This window comes from Mycobacterium sherrisii, from assembly GCF_002102355.1.
In the GTDB taxonomy this organism is placed as follows: Bacteria; Actinomycetota; Actinomycetes; order Mycobacteriales; family Mycobacteriaceae; genus Mycobacterium; species Mycobacterium sherrisii.
Genome location: NZ_LQPT01000023.1, coordinates 73,749 through 90,512 on the forward strand (window position 1 = coordinate 73,749; position 16,764 = coordinate 90,512).

Here is a 16,764-nt window from a genome sequence, read left to right on the forward strand (position 1 = left end):
ACTAATAGTCCACAGCATCAATTGAATCGCGGCCGGCAAATTGGGCGGTGATTACGGATTCGGTCCGCCGGACGGCATTGACGGGTGCGGGAAGATCATTGTCTACTAGTCGCTGTAGCGAGGGAAGTGTGGCATGGACAAAGACGATCTGATCCTGATCAGTGTGGATGACCACATCGCCGAACCGGCGGACATGTTCGATGCGCACGTGCCCGCCAAGTACAAGCACCTCGCCCCCCAGGTGGTCCTCGAACCGGACGGTATCCAGCAGTGGTACTACGGCCAGCTGCGGGGGCGGAACATGGGCCTCAACGCGGTCGCGGGCAAGCCGCGCGAGATGTACAACATCGACGCCTCGCGCTACGACGAGATGCGGCCGGGCTGCTTCAACGTCGACGAGCGTGTCCGGGACATGAATGCCGGCGGACAATTGGCGGGCCTGAATTTCCCGAACTTCACCGGGTTCTCCGGGCAAGTCCTCAACCAGGGTCCCGACCGCGACGTCAACCTGGTGATGATCAAGGCATACAACGATTGGCACGTCGACGAATGGTGTGCCGCCTACCCGGGCCGGTTCATTCCGTGCGGCATTCTGCCGTTGTTCGACGTCGCCGAGGCGGCCAGGGAAGTCAAGCGGCTGGCCGACAAGGGCTGTCATGCCGTGACGTTCTCGGAGAATCCGGAAGCATTGCAAATGCCCAGCATTCACACCAAGTATTGGTATCCGCTGTTCGAGGCGGTCTGCGAGAACAAGACGGTGTTGTGTACGCATGTCGGGTCGGCATCCCGATCCCCGCAGGTGTCCACCGACGCGCCACCCAGCGTGCAGATGACGGCATCGTCGATGATGAGCATGTTCACCTTCACCGAGCTGATCTGGGCCGAGTTCTGGGCCGACTTCCCCGACCTGAAATTCTCGCTGACCGAGGGCGACGTCGGCTGGATCCCTTATTTCCTGTGGCGGGCCGAGCATGTCTACCACCGGCACTCGGGGTGGACGCTCGCGACCTTTCCGCCGGGCTATGACGGTCCCGCGGACGTGTTCAAGCGGCATTTCTTCACCTGCTTCATCAGCGACAAAGTCGGTGTGCGCAACATGGAGTGGTTCAACGAGGACATGCTGTGCTGGGAATCGGACTTTCCGCATTCCGACAGCAACTGGCCGTTCGCGCCCGAGGACATCATCGCCAACATGGGCCACCTCGACGACGCGACCATCAACAAGATCACCCACGAAAATGCCATGGCGGCATACTCATTCGACCCCTTCCGGCACATACCGAAGGAACACGCCCGGGTCGGCCGGCTGCGCGCGCAGGCCACCGACGTCGACGTGGTCACCCACGTCGGCCGGCAAGCCAGCCAGCGCGACCGCGACGCGTGGACCCGGATGACGCAATTTGCCCTGCAGGCCCAGGCCGCGGCGCAGACGCCGGTGACCGCCGAGGCGTCCGGGATCGCCGGCCGCGCGACGACGCTGGGCAACTGAGCGTGGCGCACGCACCGTTCGACACCTGGCGGGTGCTGGAGCTGTCCAACGGGATCGCCGTGTCCTACGCCGCGAAGATGTTCGCCGACGGCGGCGCCGAGGTGGTGAAATTTGAATCCGCGCAAGGCGATTCACTGCGATCCCGATCGGCCGGCGGGCCGCCCGGGGCCCTGTTCGAATACCTGGCCGCGGGCAAGAGATCGGTCAACGATCCCGCGGCAGCGGCCGCGCTGCTGGCCGGCGCCGACATCGTGCTCACCGACCTGACCGACGGCTGGACGCTCGGCGACATCACGGCGCACACCGGCCCGTCGGCGGTGGTCGTCAGCGTCACCCCGTTCGGGACCGCGGGACCCTATGTCGACGACCGCGTCGTCGCCAATGAGTTCATCCTGCAAGCGATGTGCGGCTCGACGGCCGGGCGCGGCTGGCCGGGCGACGAGCCGGTGCAGGCGGGCGGTCAGCTCGGGGAGTGGCTGGCGGGCTCGTTCGCCGCAGCCGTCGCTGTGGCCGCGGCCCGGCACAGCGTCCGCGGCGGTCCGGGCGAGGTCATCGACGTCTCCACCTACGAGGCGATGGCGATCGCGATGGGCGGGCTGTCCGCCATGTCGGCCAGCGTCCTGGGCGCGGATTCGCTGCTGCGGCAACGCAGTTTGGAACTACCGTCGATCGTCCCGACGGCCGACGGCCTGGTGGGTTTCTGCACGATCACCGCCCAGCAGTTCCAGGACTTCCTGGTCATGATCGACCGTGCCGACCTGATCGACGATGCCGACCTGGCCTCGTTCACCGGCCGCGTCGAGCGTCGCGACGAGTTCCTAAGCATGGTCACCCAGTGGACCGAAGCCAGGACCACACAGGAGATCGTCGATCTCGCGGTGGCCTTCCGAATCCCGGTGGCGCCCATCGGAATGCCCGCGACCCTGCCCACCGTCGACCACTTCGTCGAGCGCGGCGTGTTCGTCGAGTCCGAGCTCGGGGTCCTGCAGCCGCGCGTACCCTACCGCAGCGCGGCCATTGTGACCCGGGCGCCCGGACGGCCACCGCTGCCGGGTGCCGACAACGGTCGCGTCCAGTGGCCGGCACGGCCGCAGGGTCCGAAACTCGCCGACCCGGATGCACTTCCGCTCTCCGACATCAGGGTCACCGACTTCACCGCATTCTGGGCGGGCCCGGTGGCCACCCAATTTCTCGGCGCACTCGGCGCCGACGTGATCAAGCTGGAAGGGGTTCGCCGCCCCGACGGCATGCGATTCTCCGCGGGCCGGCCTCCGGACTGGGACCAGTGGTGGGAATGGGGCCCGGTCTTCTTGTGCAGCAACAACAACAAGCGCGGCATCAGCGTCGAGCTCAGCACCGACGCCGGGCGCGCGCTCGCGCTAGACCTGATCGGTGCCAGCGATCTGGTCATCGAGAACTTTTCCCCCAGGGTGATGCGGCATTTCGGGTTGCAGTGGGACGCGGTGCACGCCGCGAATCCGCGCGCCGTCATGGTCCGGATGCCGGCCTTCGGCCTGGACGGTCCATGGCGAGACCGAGTGGGTTTCGCACAGACGATGGAACAGGCGACCGGTATGGCGTGGATGACCGGACATGCCGACGGCCCACCGGTCATTCCGCGCGGAGTATGCGATCCCCTCGCCGGGTTGCACGCGGCCTTCGCGGCCATCGCGGCGCTGGTCATCCGGGATCGGGAGGGCATCGGGCTGCACGTCGAGTCCACGATGGTGGAGTCGGCCCTCAACGTCGCGGCCGAAATGCTGCTGGAGTACTCCCGCAACGGGATTCGCATGTGCCGACGGGGCAATCGAGGCCCGGGGGCAATGCCCCAGGGTTTGTACCGCTGCCAGGGCGAAGACGAGTGGATCGCCCTGGCCGCGCTGACCGACGCCGCGCGCACTGGCCTGGCCGGGCTCCTCAACCAGCCAGACATTGGCGGCGACGCGGCGAGGTGGGCCGAACGTGTCGACGAAATCGACAAGCTGATCTCGGCCTGGACCGCACGCCGCCCGGCGGCCGAGGCGGTTCGCGCCCTGCGGGCGGCACAGCTGGCCGCCGCGCGGGTGACCGACGCGTCGTCGTTGCTGAGCGACCCGCACCTGCTCGCCCGGGGATTCTGGGAATCCGTCGACCATCCGGTCGTCGGTGAATTCCTATGCACCGGAATGCCTTTCACCTTCGCCGGGAAGCCGCGACGGTGGATCCGCCGAGCCTCACCGAGGTACGGGCAGCACACCCGCGAGGTGTTGGCCGAGGTGCTGGGACGTGGCCCGGACGAACTGGCCCGGTTGCGGGCGGCGGGCGCGACCAGTGACCGACCGGCAGGCTTGTGACATGGCGGTCACGCTGTGCGTACCGCCGCGCGCCGGCGAATTGTGCGCGCCGGTGCGGTTTCTGGTGCGCCGCGAGTCGGTCGTGATGGAACTGACCGCGCGGCACCGCATCACCCGCGTCGAGTGGGATGAGGGCGAGCGCGCGGTGGCGATGGTCGTCGAGATCACCGACCCGCAAACGTCGCGGCCCGTCGACGTGCGCATCGACGTGGTCATCGCCGGAACCCGTGCCACCGACACGCGCACCAGGATGATCGGCACCGTCGTTCGCGACAGAAAGGACTATGAGGTACTCGGCACCTATCTAGGGGTAGTAGCAGATGAAAACTGAAGAGCCGCACGGGTGAGCGCGACCCGCACCGCCGCGATCGTCGGCGTGCACAACACCCGCCAGGGCCGGCGCCTGGACGGTGAGACGTCGCGAAGCCTGGCCGTCCAGGCGATCCGGGGTGCCCTCGACGATGCCGGGCTCACCCTCGACGACGTCGACGGGATCAGCGCAAGCCCACACTCGACGGCGTTGATCTATGACCTGCGCCTCGGCCCGGCGTGGCAGGGACTGGCCTTCGGCGTCGGGATGATCACCGAGGCGGTCACCGCGATCGAACACGGGATGGCCGACGTCGTGGTGCTCGTCGCCGCCCAAGCCGGCGAATACCGTGATCACGAGGCCACCGCGCCGTGGACCCGCCCCGAGAACGAGTTCGTCGCGCCCTGGGGCATGTTCACCACCGCGGAGTTCGCACTGATCGCGCGGCGGCACATGCACGTCTATGGCACCACCCGCGAACAGTTGTCCATGGTGGCGGCGACCATCCGCAACAACGGATCACAGAACCCCGAAGCGGTGTACTACCAACGCGGTCCGTTCACCCCCGACGACATCACCGCCTCGCGCCCGATTGCCGATCCGTTCCACCTGCTCGACTGCGCCACCACCTCCGAAGGCGGTTGCGCGCTGGTGGTCGCCAACATCGACAAAGTCTTGGACAAGGGGGACGTGGCACGCCGCCCCATCTACGTGCTGGGCAGTGGCGCCGATTTCCACGGCCCGTCGTATCAGCACCCACCTGCCTGGGACCTCACCGGCCGCCGGGGCGACCATGTGAACGGCGTCGTCGGCAGACGGGCGGCCGCACGCGCGTTCCGGCACGCCGGAATTCGGCCCGACGATGTCGACGTGCTGGAACTCTACGACCCGTTCTCGTTCGAGATCATTCGTCAGCTGGAGGCTTTCGGGTTCTGCGGCGACGGCGAAGGCGGGCCGTTCGTCGCCGACGGTCACATCGCGATCGGTGGCAGCCACCCGATCACCACCGATGGAGGAACCATGTCGTTCAGTCATGCCGGGTCCAACCCGCAGATGATGCAACGGGCCGTGCGGGCTGTTCAGCAATTGCGCGGTGAGGCGGGGCCGCTTCAGGTCCGGGATGCACACATCGCGCTGTGCAGCAACGGGGGAGCCGGTGCCCTGTTCACCACCGTGCTGCTGCTCGGAGACGAGCCGCGGTGACGCTCTTGCGACCGCAGACCGGTCCACTGCCGCACGCGAGCAGCCCGCTCAGTGTGCCGTTCTGGCAAGGGTGTCAGGCGCAAGAACTGCGCTACCAACACTGCGGCGCGTGTGGGCAGGCCAACTTCCCCCCGACCGAGCACTGCCGCGGCTGTCTGTCCACCCGGCTGCACTGGGCGCGCAGCGCCGGACTCGGCGAAATCTACAGCTGGACAGTGGTTTACCGGCCGGTCACGCCCGAATTCGAACCGCCCTACGCCCCGGCGATCATCACCCTGGACGAGGGGTATCAGATGCTCACCAACATCGTCGGCGTGGCGGCCGACGAGCTGGCGATCGGTATGCGCGTGCGGGTACGGTTCCACGTCGTCGGCCCGGATCTGACGCTGCCCTGCTTCACCAGCGCGAGGTAGTCCACCGTGAGTCCTCGGCGTAGTACCGACGGCCTACCGGCGACGGCCTACCTGGTGCTGGGCGTGCTGGCCGCCAACGATGAACAATTGACCGCCGGGGAGATCAAGATGCGGGCCGAGCTGTCGGTCGGCCACTTCTACTGGTCGCCGTCGGTCAGTCATGTGCGACGCGAACTGAATCGGCTGTTGGCGCGCGGCCTGGTCAGCGAGATCGGTGCCCAGTCCGGCAGGCGCGCGATCACGTTGTACGAAACCACCGAACCCGGACTGGATGCGCTGCGCCGGTGGGTGCAGCACTTTCCGGGCGATGAACAGGTCGTTATCAAGCACCCCGTGATTCTGCGCACCTGGCTGGCACGGGGCGAGGATCCGGAACGCATCGTCGACACCCTGGACCGCCATCTCGACGCGACGCGGGCGCGGCTCGACGAGGCGCTCTGGTCGCGGCAGCGTTCCCGCGAACTCGGCATCACCGAGGAACCCGGACAACGCTTTTCGTTTGCCGTGTTGGACTACGCCATCCGCGGGTTGTACGCGGAGATCTCCAATATCGCACAGCTGCGCGACGAGATCGCCGGCGGCACCAGCCGAGACCCGGTCAGACGGGTGCCCCGGACGAAGGGACAGATGCGCCGTCGTAAACACCGGGGTTAGCGGCATAGGCGGTGCCGCGCGGCTCTCGCACCCAGAGGCGTTCGCCGGCGCCGATCGTCGTGGCCTCGGCGATCAACTGCCGCTTGAGCACTTTGTGGGTGGCCGTGCTGGGCAAGTCGGCGGCCAGGCGCACATAGCGGGGCCACGCCTTGGGGGACAGGTCGGGCTGCGCGCTCAGGAAGGCTTCGAACTCGGCGGGCTCGAGGGTATGGCCGTCGTTGACGACGATGGCCGCCATCACCTGATCGCCCACCCGGCCGTCCGGGACGGCGTACACCGCGACGCGGTTAACCGCGTTGTGGCGCAAAAGAATTCGCTCGATCGGTGCCGCCGCCATGTTCTCGCCGTCTACCCGCATCCAGTCGGCGGTGCGCCCGGCCAAGTAGATCCAGCCCTGCGCGTCGCGGTAGGCGAGGTCGCCGGACCAGTACATGCCGTGGCGCATCCGCTCGGCGTTGGCCGCGGGGTCGTTGTAGTACCCGGTGAAGAATCCCGATCCCGCCGTGTTGACCAGCTCGCCGACGGCCTCGTCGGCGTTGATCAGGGCACCGCTGGCGTCGAAGCGGGCCACCGCGCACTCGGTGACCGTGTCGCTGTGATAGATCGCGACGCCGTCGACGCCTCTGCCGATCGAGCCCTTGGGGGTGCCCTCTTCGCGGATCACGATCACCGCGTTCTCCGTCGAGCCGAAGCCGTCTTCCACCCGCACGCCGAATCGACGACCGAACTCCTCGATGTCCTTGTCGTTGGCCTCGTTGCCGAATGCGACCCGCAGCGGGTTGTCCGCGTCGTCGTCGCGTTCGGGTGTGGCCAGGATGTAGGCGAGCGGCTTGCCGACGTAGTTCATGTAGGTCGCACCGTAGCGTCGGACGTCGTCGAGGAAGTTCGTCGCCGAGAACTTCGCCGGCACCATCGCGGCGCCGGAACACACCGCGGGTGCCCACCCCGCGACGACCGCGTTGGAGTGAAACAGCGGCATCGACACATAGCAGGTGTCCCGGGCGGTGAGGCCGAACCGCTGCACCAGGCTGGTGCCGGCGAACATGGCCATCAGGTGCGACACCTGAACCGCTTTGGGGTTTCCGCTGGTTCCCGAGGTGAAGATCATCATGAACGGGTCCGTGGCGGCAACCTCACGATACGGCACCAGTTCCCCTGCGGCAGCGAGGAATTCGGGCCACTGCGGCGTGGAGGTGTCCAGGATCCGCGCAGTGCCGAGGTCCAGACCCACCAGCAGCTCACGATGTTCGGCGTCGGTCACCACGAACTGGCAGTCGGCCCGGCGGATGTCGGCGGCCAGTGCCGCACCGCGGCGGGTGGTGTTCAGCCCGCACAACACGTAGCCACCCAACCCGGCCGCCGCCATCTGGGTGAGCATCTCGGGTGAGTTACCGAGCAGCGTGCCGACGTGCATGGGACGCCCCGGGTCCGCGGCGCCGATCAGGGCGGCGGCCCGGGTCGCGGCCTGGTCCAGGTGCTGACGCCAACTCCATTGCAGGTCACGGTGCTTCACCGCGACGGCCGGATCCGACCGGCGGCGGCGCAGGAACGCCTGCATGGTGTCGTCAGTCATCGAGATCCACCTTCACCCTGCGTTACCTACGAGACGAGACGGTCCGTCTTATCTTAGCGGTCGGCGCCGCCGGGAAATCCGGATGTCGCCATGCCGGAGTTGAGGAAGCCCGGGTGGCTAGCCGCCCACCATCATCAGGCCGCCGTCGACGGCCAGCAGTTGGCCGGTAATGAAGCCCGATCCCGGTCCGGCCAGGAAGACCAGCATCGGCCCGACATCGCGGGCCGGTTCGCCCAATGTCCCGCCCAGCGGGATCATCATCTTCATCTGCTGGTCGATGAGCGCGGCGGCGTCCGGGCCGAGGAACTCGCGCAGCCGGTCGGCGCCCGGTGTCTGCACGGCCGGTGCCAGCGCGTTGACGGTGATGTCGTCGGACGCCCAGGCCTTGGCCGCCGAACGTGTCCACGCCTGCACCGCGCCCTTGGTCGCGGCGTAGACCGCCGAAATGGGGCTGCCCATAACGGCTTCGGAGGAGCCGAAATTGATGATCCTGCCGCCCCTGGGTTCTTGGTCCTTCATGACCGCGTAGGCCGCCTGATTGGTCAGGATGGTGGCCTTGACGTTGGTGTCCAGCAGGAACGAAATATCCTCGGCACCGACGTATCCCGGTATGCCCGCCTGCCACAGCCCGGCCGCGTTCACCAGGACGTCGAGCCCGCCGAGCTGCGCGGCGGCGTGCTGGACCATGGCCGTGACGGCGTCGGCGTCACGGACGTCGCACTGGATCCAGGTGGCCGCGAGGCCATCCGGCGGCGGCGTCCGGTGATACGTCGCGGCCACCCCGGCGCCCGCTGCGGCGAGCACTTCGACGGCGGCCGCACCGATTCCGGTTGCGCCGCCGGTCACCAGGATTCGCCGACCGTCGAGCGGCTGCGTCACGTCTGACATGGCCGAAACGGTATACGGCCGGCACAACGCTCACTATCCCGGGACAAGCTGGCTAGGTGTGCACCGCGATCGTCGAGAGCAGATCGGCGAGCGCGTCCGGCCGGTCCAGCATCGAGAAGGTCCGCGCCCCGTCGATGACTTCGAGCTTGGCGTGCGGAATGGTCGCGGCCAGCCGTTCACCGTAGGCGAGGTCGAAGAACACGTCGTCGCGCGACCAGGCGATGAGTGCCGGCTTGTCGAATTCAGGGAGCCGGGCGGCGACGTCCAGGGTCACCTCGGGACGCAGCGACAGGGTCAGTTGACGTAGGTCCTCGGCGATGGCGCGGTCGGCGAGACCGGGACGCACCCACGCCTCGGTGAGGTCGTCGATGTTGCGATGCGCGAGTCCGTCGTAGGCGCGCTTGCGCGCCGCGGGCACCCGCATGGCCTGGGCGACGGCCCGGAACGTGGTCTTCGCCTTGGCGGCCAGGATGACCGGCTTGAGGATCGGCGGCGGAAAGTGTTCGAACGCATCGCAACTCGTCAGTACGAGCGCACCGAGGCGCTGCGGGTGATGCACCGCGACCAGTTGGGTTACCACACCGCCGGTGTCGTTGCCGACCAGCACCACATCATCGAGGCGCAGGGCGGCCAGCGTGTCGGCGACGATGCGCGCGACACCGCCGACGGTGCGGTCGGCGCCGGGGCGCAGCGGTTGTGGGTGGGCACCGAGCGGCCAGGTGGGGGCGATGCATCGCAGGCCGCGGTCGGCCAGGCGTTCGCTGACCGGGCGCCACAATTGTCCGCCCATCATGTAGCCGTGGACGAACACGACCGGCCTGCCGTCTTCGGGTCCGGTTGCTTCGTAATGGATGGTTCCGGCACTAATGTCGATCGTCGACATGAAAGGCTCCTTCGTCGGGATATATAGTTACAAACAGGCTGTCTGTTCGTAAGTTACCAACAGGTTGTATGGAAAGCAAGAGACGGACTCAGGTAGAGCGCTCCGCGGCGACCCGCGACGCGCTGATTGCGGCTGCCCGTCGCCTGTGGGGCGAGCGGGGCTACGCGGAGGTAGGCACGCCCGAGATCGCGCTGACCGCCGGCGTTACCCGCGGGGCGATGTATCACCAATTCGCCGACAAGGCAGCGCTATTCAAGGATGTCGTCGAAGTCGTCGAACAGGACGTGATGGCGCGGATGGCCGGCGTGGTGGCCGAATCGAACGCGGCGACACCGGCTGACGTGCTCCGCGCCGCGCTCGACGCGTGGCTCGACGTCTCCGCCGATCCCGAGGTGCGCCAGCTGATCCTGCTCGACGCACCCAGCGTGCTGGGGTGGGCCGGATTCCGCGACGTCGCCCAGCGTTACAGCCTGGGCATGACCGAGCAGATGCTCAGCGAAGCGATCAAGGCGGGCCAACTGGCGCGGCAACCGGTGCGACCGCTGGCGCAGGTGCTGATCGGTGCACTCGATGAGGCGGCCATGTTCATCGCCACTTCCGATGATCCGAAGCGGGCCCGGCGCGACACCCGCCAAGTACTGCACCGGTTGATCGACGGCATGCTGCACGACCCGACACGTTGAGTTCAGACCGGCCCCCTGGGCGCTCATACTGCTGGGTGAAAGCGGCACTCGGTTGCTGGTCCGCGAACGCGACGCAGTGCGTCGTGGCCGTGCGGGAGCCCTGGGACAGAGGACCAGTGACCCTAGGCGTGGGCGGCACTCGAATCGACAATCGCACCATGTCAACAGTTGGTGGCGAACGCATGCTCATCGAAGAGGCCGTTCCGACGTTCGACGCGATGATCGCCGAACACGTGGTGGTCGCCGCTGACCCGGCGACCGTTTTTCGGGCCGCACGGGGCCTGGACCTGCTCACCGTGCGTACGCCGCTGCTAGCCGCATCGATGTGGATCCGCGTCGTGCCGGCGCGATTGCGGGGCAAGGCCGCCCCGGCGCCACCGCGACTGGTGATAGCCGACAACGCCGGACTGCCGGGCTGGCTACTGCTGGGCGAACTCCCCGACCGTGAGCTCGCCTTCGGCGCGGTGGGCAAGTTCTGGCAGCCCGTCATCGAATGGCGTGACGTGGCGTCCGCGGATTTCCGGGGTTTCGCCGAACCCGGTTGGGGAAAGATCGCCGCGAACTTCTCGGTAGTGCCCTACGGTGAACGTCACACCCTGCTGAGCTACCAATGCCGAACTGTCACAACCGATCCGGGCAGCCGTCAAAAGTTCCTGAGGTACTGGTGGCTGATTCGTCCGTTCGTCGCACACATCATGCGTGCCACGCTGCGCACGATCAAGGGCGACGCTGAAAGACGCTGAAAAAGGTGCACGAGTCGACTGTGGTTAGGGCGTTCTGAGGAACACGTCGTTGAGCGTGACCGTCCGCAGATTCCGATCGCGGATGGTGTCGACCAGTTGCGGATACACGTGGGTGACCGGCAGATGGTTGAGGTGACCGATCACGATCGACTGGGGGGTGAAGTACTCGTCGGCCATCTTGAGGATGTACTCCTCGGTGATCAGCGTGGAATCCGACAGCGAACCCGACCACAGCGTGGGGACGGTGTACCCGAGGTAGGACGCGACGGCGTCAACGGTGGCGTTGCGCTTGGCGTAGGGCGGCCGGTAATACGGCTTCGCGCCGACGCCGTAGGTCTTCTTCAGAAAGTCGTCGTTGCGTTTGAGTTCCTCGGCGACCTTGGTTTCGGGCACGGAAGTCAGGTCCGGATGCGACCACGTGTGGTTGCCCAGCTGAATCTGCCCCGACTCGACCAGCGGCCGCAGCAGATCCAGATTCTCGGTCCAGGAGCTGTAGATGCCGTTGACGAAGAACGTCATCCGCAGGCCGGTGTCCTTGGCCAGCTGGGTGTAGGCCCGCACGACGTCGCTATTGACGCCGTCGTCCAGGGTCAGTGCGAGCAGATCGCCGTCGCCGGGGAGCTTCATCAACGCACCGCCGCCGGGCAGCGGAATGCGGGCACTGAGCGGGGGCGGCGGTAACAGGCCGGCCGGCGAGGGCGCCGCCGGACCGGAGGTCGCGGTCGACCCGAGCGGGGCTTGCGCGTAGGTGCGCGGTTGCGGATCGACGATGAGGCGGGCCAGGCCGACGCTGGCGACGGCGGCCGCGGCCAGCGAGCCCAGGAAACGACGGCGCCTCATCTCGTCCATGGCACGGCCTTGTTTGCGGGGCGGCGGTGCTCGGGCGGGTCCGCCTGCGGATCGCCTACCTTGCCAAACTTCGCAGCCACAGCAGCGAACCGTATCACCGCCACCCTGGATATGTCGGTTTCGTTACGGGAGGGTCAGCTGTGAATTCTTGGCGAGAAGCGGCGCCGAGCTGCGATGGTCACGGTGTGGTCTCGAACCGGTCACGGATCAGTGCGGCTCGCCGGTAGCTCGTTGCGGCAACCGCGTCGGCTCGACACCGGGCGTCCCCAGTGTCGAGGCGAGCCATGGCAATGATGCGTCGAATGCCTGGGCGGCGAACGGCCAGTCGTGTTTGCCCGGCTGGGTCACCACCGCACAACTGATTCCGTTGGCCTTGGCGATCGTGCACAGCGCGTGGGCGGCCGCGTCTTGACCTTCCGGGTTGGCCGCGGCCGTACTTGCCAGGCTCAGGTCGGCCGCCTGGGCGACGTTGTGCGCGCCCGGTGGGGTGGGGATGTCGAACCATCCGGACAGCCCGGTGTAGCGGCCGTGCCGGGTCATGACGGTGAGCGGGTCGAACTCGATCCAGGCGGCGGTGTCGCCGCCGAACAGTTGGGCGATGGTCTGGTCCTTGCCGCCGATGTTGGGCCGCAAATCGCCGGCGATATCGACGAATGCGCTGAACAGCTCCGGATGCATGACGGCCAGGGTGACGGCGCAGGTGCCGCCCATCGACCAGCCGGCGACACCCCAGTTCGCCCGCTCGGCGCTGACGCCGAAGTTGGACACGACGAACGGGATCACCTCCTTGGTCAGGTGGTCGGCGGCGTTGCCGCGGCGTCCGTTGACGCATTCGGTGTCGTTGTCGAATGCGCCCGTGGGATCGGGGAAGACGAAGACCGGCGCGAAACCGTGATGGCGGGCGGCGAATCCGTCGATGGCGGTGAAGGCGCCGCCGGGCCCGAGCCAGTCGGACGGAAGGTTGAACGCCGAGCCGATCATCATGACCGTCGGGAGCCGGGGCGGGGGGTTGGTGTTGAACCATGCGGGGGGCAGGTAGACGAGTTCCTGCCGATGCGGGAAGTGGGATTTGTCGGAGTCGATGTTCACCGGCACCACGACGCCCTTGTCCGGCTTGGTCCCCGCGACCTGCATGGCGGTGACCTGCAGCCGGTCAATCTGATCGGGCAGCGGCCCGCTCGTCACGTGGTTCCATGCCGCGAACACGGTGGGGAAATAGCCAACCCAGAGGTTCAGGGACATGCCCGCGCACAGCACGCACAGCGGAACCGACACCACGGCGAGCGCCCGGCGCCACCAGCGCGCGCCCTTCCAGCCCAGCAGCAGGACCGCGGCGGTCACTCCGCTCATCGCGATCCACAGCCACAGGGTCTTCGGCGCCGGATCGCCGGCGACCCCGAGCGAGACGATGTACCAATACGCCAGGGCCGCAACGGCCGCCCCGGCGATCAGCGCCACCGGCAGGGCGCGCTGCCACCAGCCGCGCCGGCGCCAGTCGATGACGATCACGGCAACTAACAGCGCCAGTGCTTGTGCGGCGAGCGGCGACCAGCCGTGCAGCAGGGACAGTTGTCCGACGAATTGGGGCAAGCGAGCAGACCTCAGAAGCTGTGAAACCCGGTAGGCCAGACCAACTATCCCATATCGCCGGAACGGATCGTGCTCGCGAAGGAGCGCAGCCGCAAGCTGTTTGCGACGACGAAGACACTGGAGAATGCCATCGCCGCGCCGGCCAGCATGGGGTTCAGCAGGCCCGCCGCGGCGAGCGGGATCGCGGCCACGTTGTAGCCGAACGCCCAGAACAGGTTCATCTTGATGACGGCCAGCGTCTTGCGGGAGAGCAGGATCGCGTCGGCGGCGGCACGTAAATCGCCGCGTACCAGGGTCAGATCGGCGGCCTCGATGGCCACATCCGTCCCGGTGCCCATCGCCAGGCCCAGATCGGCGGTCGCCAGCGCGGCGGCGTCGTTGACCCCGTCGCCGACCATTGCGACAACCTTGCCCTCGGACTGCAGGCGCGCAATCACGGCGACCTTGTCAGCGGGCAGGACCTCGGCGACGACCTGGGCGATCCGCAGCTCGCCGGCGATGCGGTCGGCCACGATCTCGTTGTCGCCCGTCAGCAGGATTGGGGTGAGGCCGAGCCGCTTGAACTGCCGGACGGCCGCGGCGCTGGTGGGCTTGACGGTGTCGGCGATCACGAGCACCCCGCGGGCGCTCCCGTCCCAGCCGACGGCGACCGCGGTCTTGCCTTCGCTCTCGGCGCGAGCCTTGGCGGTGACCAGCTCCGGCGTCAGTGCCGGGTCCAGGCACCCAGACCGGTCGGCCAGCAGATTCTCCCGTCCGACGACGACGGTGTGGCCCTCGACGACGCCGTGCACGCCCTTGCCCTGCACATTGGTGAAGCCTTCGGCCGCGGGCAGCGCGCCGAGTTCGGCGGCGGCGGCTTTTGTGATCGCCCGGCCGATGGGGTGCTCGGAGGCGTCCTCGAGTGCTCCGGCGTAGCGCAACACCGTCGCGCGGTCGACGCCGGGCGCGGTGATGACCTCGACGAGATTCATCCTGCCGGTGGTCACGGTGCCGGTCTTGTCCAGCACGATGGTGTCGACCGCGCGGGTGGATTCCAGCACCTCGGGTCCCTTGATCAGGACGCCGAGTTGCGCCGCGCGACCCGTGCCGACCAACAGCGCGGTCGGCGTGGCCAGCCCCAACGCGCACGGGCAGGCGATGATCAGCACCGCCACCGCCGACGAGAACGCCGCGGCGGCACCGAACCCCGCCACCAGCCACGCCACCAGGGTGGCCCCGGCGATCCCGACGACGATCGGGACGAAGACGCCGGAGATGCGGTCGGCGAGCCGTTGCACGCTGGCCTTCCCTGATTGCGCCGCTTCGACCATCCTGGCCATCTGCGCCAGCTGGGTGTCGGCTCCGATGCGGGTGGCCCGCACGACCAGACGTCCACCCGCGTTGACGGTGGCGCCGGTGACCGCGTCGCCCTCGCCGACCTCGGTCGGGACGGACTCGCCCGTCAGCAGCGCGGCGTCTACGGCCGAGGAGCCGGACACGACGATCCCATCGGTCGCGATCTTCTCGCCGGGACGTACCACGAACAGGTCGCCGACCCGAAGCTGCTCGATTGGAATGCGACTTTCGGCGCCGTCCATGTCGGGACGCAGCACCGCGACGTCCTTGGCGCCGAGCTCGAGCAGCGCGTGCAGCGCGGCACCGGCGCGGCGCTTTGCACGCTTCTCGAAATAGCGCCCGGCGAGCACGAACAACGTCACCCCGGCCGCGACTTCGAGGTAGATGTTGCCCGTCGCGTCACCGCGGGCGGCCGTCAGCACGAAGCCGTGGTGCAGGTGCCGGTGGCCGGCCGTCCCGAACAGCAGCGCGTAAAGCGACCACCCGAACGCCGACAGCGTGCCGACCGAGATCAAGGTGTCCATGGTGGCCGCGCGGTGCTTGAGGTTGGCCCAGGCGGCGGCGTGAAACGACCAGCCGGCCCAGCCGACCACCGGTGCGGCGAGCGCCAGCGACACCCACTGCCAGTACCGGAACTGCAGCGCGGGGACCATCGCCATGGCGATCACCGGCGTCGCGAGCACGACCGCGGCAAGCAGCCGATTGCGCAGCGACGCCAGCTCGCGGTCGTCGGCGCGGCCGGCCTCCTGGCGCAGTCGCGGCAGCACTGCGGAGTATCCAGCCTTTTTGACCTCGTCGACCAGCACCTGCGGGTCGTAGCCGGGCGGCACGGCGACGGTGGCCCGTTCGGTCGCGAAGTTCACGGCGGCCGTCACGCCGTCGAGGCTGTTGAGCGCCTTTTCCAGCCGGGCCGCGCAGGAGGCGCACGACATGCCGCTGATGTTCAGCTCCACGTTGCCCACCGCTCGCGTCACCATGGCGCTCCTTTCCAATACCCCCAGGGGGTAATTTCTCTAGCTCTCTTATACACCCCTCGGGGCGGCAGCGTCGAAGAGTCGCTCCGCCGGATACCGAAACGATTCTGCCCGCCGGACGACACGGGTGGGCGCCGGGCGCCCACCGTCGGGCCCCAGGTATCGGACCCAGCCGGCGGCGCATTCGGCGCCCCGGTACTACGGGTGAAGGTCGACCGGCGCCACCCTCGTCGGGTTTGCCGCGCCCGCCGGTGCAGTCGCGCCGGTGAGCCCGAACCGCAACGTTTGCAACCCCCGCGCGGGTCTACGCTGCCGGGTAGCGGAAGGAGATTCTCATGACCGTCCTGATCGTCGAAGCAGGACCGCATCAAGTGAGTAGGTCGGTCGACGTGGCCGCGCCGGCCGCCCAGCTATACGAATTGGTGGCCGACCCCCGGCGGCATCCGGAGCTGGATGGGTCGGGCACGGTTCGCGGCAACATCACCGCACCCGAGGTGCTGACAAAGGGCGCCAAATTCTCCACCAGCATGAAGATGCTGGGCGTGCCGTATCGCATCACCAGCACGGTGACCGCGCTCAAACCGCACGAACTGATCGAATGGCGCCATCCCCTGGGGCACCGCTGGCGGTGGAAGTTCGAGCCGCTCGGCCCGAACCTGACCAGGGTCACCGAGACCTTCGACTTCCGTGACGCGGGCACCCTGAAGAAAAAGTTGAAGTACTACGAGCGAATGGGATTCGCCAAGGCCAATGCGTCGGGCATCGAGGCGACGCTGGCCAGGTTGCGGGATCGTTACCCGGCGAACTGAACGCGGCGCGGCGGGGAATCGTAAGCGTCGTAGGC

At 67.8% G+C, this 16,764-nt stretch carries 15 protein-coding genes; 9 read left to right on the forward strand and 6 right to left on the reverse strand.

The window, feature by feature from the left end; all coding sequences use genetic code 11:
- The first annotated feature begins 133 nt into the window (after positions 1-133).
- Genes AWC25_RS04260 through AWC25_RS04285 form a run of 6 tightly spaced genes read left to right on the forward strand, consistent with a single transcriptional unit; the run spans position 134 to position 6,402 of the window.
- Positions 134-1,489, forward strand: coding sequence for an amidohydrolase family protein (locus tag AWC25_RS04260; RefSeq protein WP_069399382.1), 1,356 nt, complete (start codon positions 134-136; stop codon positions 1,487-1,489).
- Positions 1,490-1,491: 2 nt separating this feature from the next.
- Positions 1,492-3,822 (forward strand): CoA transferase, encoded by a 2,331-nt coding sequence (locus AWC25_RS04265; protein WP_142278685.1) that lies wholly within the window; start codon positions 1,492-1,494, stop codon positions 3,820-3,822.
- 1 nt (position 3,823) lies between these two features.
- The gene (locus AWC25_RS04270; protein WP_069399384.1) at positions 3,824-4,153 is read left to right on the forward strand and encodes a hypothetical protein; all 330 of its coding nucleotides are present in this window, start codon (positions 3,824-3,826) and stop codon (positions 4,151-4,153) included.
- A gap of 12 nt (positions 4,154-4,165) precedes the next feature.
- The gene (locus AWC25_RS04275; protein WP_069399385.1) at positions 4,166-5,335 is read left to right on the forward strand and encodes a thiolase family protein; all 1,170 of its coding nucleotides are present in this window, start codon (positions 4,166-4,168) and stop codon (positions 5,333-5,335) included.
- Positions 5,332-5,748 (forward strand): Zn-ribbon domain-containing OB-fold protein, encoded by a 417-nt coding sequence (locus AWC25_RS04280; protein WP_244899456.1) that lies wholly within the window; start codon positions 5,332-5,334, stop codon positions 5,746-5,748. Before AWC25_RS04275 ends, AWC25_RS04280 begins: the two co-directional genes overlap by 4 nt.
- A gap of 6 nt (positions 5,749-5,754) precedes the next feature.
- Positions 5,755-6,402, forward strand: a complete 648-nt coding sequence (locus tag AWC25_RS04285) for a PadR family transcriptional regulator (RefSeq protein ID WP_069399387.1) — start codon at positions 5,755-5,757, stop codon at positions 6,400-6,402.
- On the opposite strand, the gene fadD1 is transcribed toward AWC25_RS04285, so the two are convergent.
- The 3 genes from fadD1 to AWC25_RS04300 form a co-directional block, all read right to left on the reverse strand.
- Entirely contained in the window at positions 6,347-7,975 is a 1,629-nt protein-coding gene (gene fadD1 / locus AWC25_RS04290; protein WP_069399388.1) for a fatty-acid--CoA ligase FadD1, read from the reverse strand. The two genes, AWC25_RS04285 and fadD1, sit on opposite strands and share 56 nt — an antisense overlap.
- Positions 7,976-8,092: 117 nt before the next feature.
- On the reverse strand, positions 8,093-8,854 hold the full coding sequence (locus AWC25_RS04295; protein WP_142278690.1) for an SDR family NAD(P)-dependent oxidoreductase: 762 nt from the start codon (positions 8,852-8,854) through the stop codon (positions 8,093-8,095).
- A gap of 61 nt (positions 8,855-8,915) precedes the next feature.
- Entirely contained in the window at positions 8,916-9,746 is an 831-nt protein-coding gene (locus AWC25_RS04300) for an alpha/beta fold hydrolase (RefSeq protein ID WP_085166401.1), read from the reverse strand.
- 68 nt (positions 9,747-9,814) lie between these two features.
- Here AWC25_RS04300 and AWC25_RS04305 point away from each other — a divergent pair, with 68 nt between their 5' ends.
- Positions 9,815-10,429, forward strand: a complete 615-nt coding sequence (locus AWC25_RS04305) for a TetR/AcrR family transcriptional regulator (protein WP_085166402.1) — start codon at positions 9,815-9,817, stop codon at positions 10,427-10,429.
- Positions 10,430-10,587: 158 nt separating this feature from the next.
- Positions 10,588-11,172, forward strand: a complete 585-nt coding sequence (locus tag AWC25_RS04310; RefSeq protein WP_142278686.1) for a hypothetical protein — start codon at positions 10,588-10,590, stop codon at positions 11,170-11,172.
- Positions 11,173-11,196: 24 nt separating this feature from the next.
- Here AWC25_RS04310 and AWC25_RS04315 read toward each other — a convergent pair whose 3' ends face one another.
- The 3 genes from AWC25_RS04315 to AWC25_RS04325 all read right to left on the reverse strand — a co-directional run bounded on the left by AWC25_RS04315 (position 11,197) and on the right by AWC25_RS04325 (position 15,923).
- Complete coding sequence (locus AWC25_RS04315; protein ID WP_069399446.1) at positions 11,197-12,012, reverse strand: polysaccharide deacetylase family protein; 816 nt, start codon at positions 12,010-12,012, stop codon at positions 11,197-11,199.
- A gap of 216 nt (positions 12,013-12,228) precedes the next feature.
- A complete protein-coding gene (locus tag AWC25_RS04320; RefSeq protein WP_085166403.1) occupies positions 12,229-13,611 on the reverse strand; it encodes an alpha/beta hydrolase in 1,383 nt (460 codons plus the stop codon).
- 44 nt (positions 13,612-13,655) lie between these two features.
- Positions 13,656-15,923, reverse strand: coding sequence for a heavy metal translocating P-type ATPase (locus tag AWC25_RS04325; RefSeq protein WP_069399394.1), 2,268 nt, complete (start codon positions 15,921-15,923; stop codon positions 13,656-13,658).
- Between the two features lie 332 nt (positions 15,924-16,255).
- Here AWC25_RS04325 and AWC25_RS04330 point away from each other — a divergent pair, with 332 nt between their 5' ends.
- A complete protein-coding gene (locus tag AWC25_RS04330; protein ID WP_069399395.1) occupies positions 16,256-16,729 on the forward strand; it encodes an SRPBCC family protein in 474 nt (157 codons plus the stop codon).
- Positions 16,730-16,764 lie beyond the last annotated feature (35 nt).

Excerpts from the sequence above, each read along its gene's own strand:
- AWC25_RS04310 (WP_142278686.1), top strand. The coding sequence starts at position 10,588 with ATGTCAACAGTTGGTGGCGAACGCATGCTCATCGAAGAGGCCGTTCCG.
- AWC25_RS04315 (WP_069399446.1), bottom strand. The coding sequence starts at position 12,012 with ATGAGGCGCCGTCGTTTCCTGGGCTCGCTGGCCGCGGCCGCCGTCGCC.
- AWC25_RS04325 (WP_069399394.1), bottom strand. The coding sequence starts at position 15,923 with ATGGTGACGCGAGCGGTGGGCAACGTGGAGCTGAACATCAGCGGCATG.
- fadD1 (WP_069399388.1), bottom strand. The coding sequence starts at position 7,975 with ATGACTGACGACACCATGCAGGCGTTCCTGCGCCGCCGCCGGTCGGAT.
- AWC25_RS04330 (WP_069399395.1), top strand. The coding sequence starts at position 16,256 with ATGACCGTCCTGATCGTCGAAGCAGGACCGCATCAAGTGAGTAGGTCG.
- AWC25_RS04260 (WP_069399382.1), top strand. The coding sequence starts at position 134 with ATGGACAAAGACGATCTGATCCTGATCAGTGTGGATGACCACATCGCC.
- AWC25_RS04305 (WP_085166402.1), top strand. The coding sequence starts at position 9,815 with ATGGAAAGCAAGAGACGGACTCAGGTAGAGCGCTCCGCGGCGACCCGC.
- AWC25_RS04300 (WP_085166401.1), bottom strand. The coding sequence starts at position 9,746 with ATGTCGACGATCGACATTAGTGCCGGAACCATCCATTACGAAGCAACC.
- AWC25_RS04270 (WP_069399384.1), top strand. The coding sequence starts at position 3,824 with ATGGCGGTCACGCTGTGCGTACCGCCGCGCGCCGGCGAATTGTGCGCG.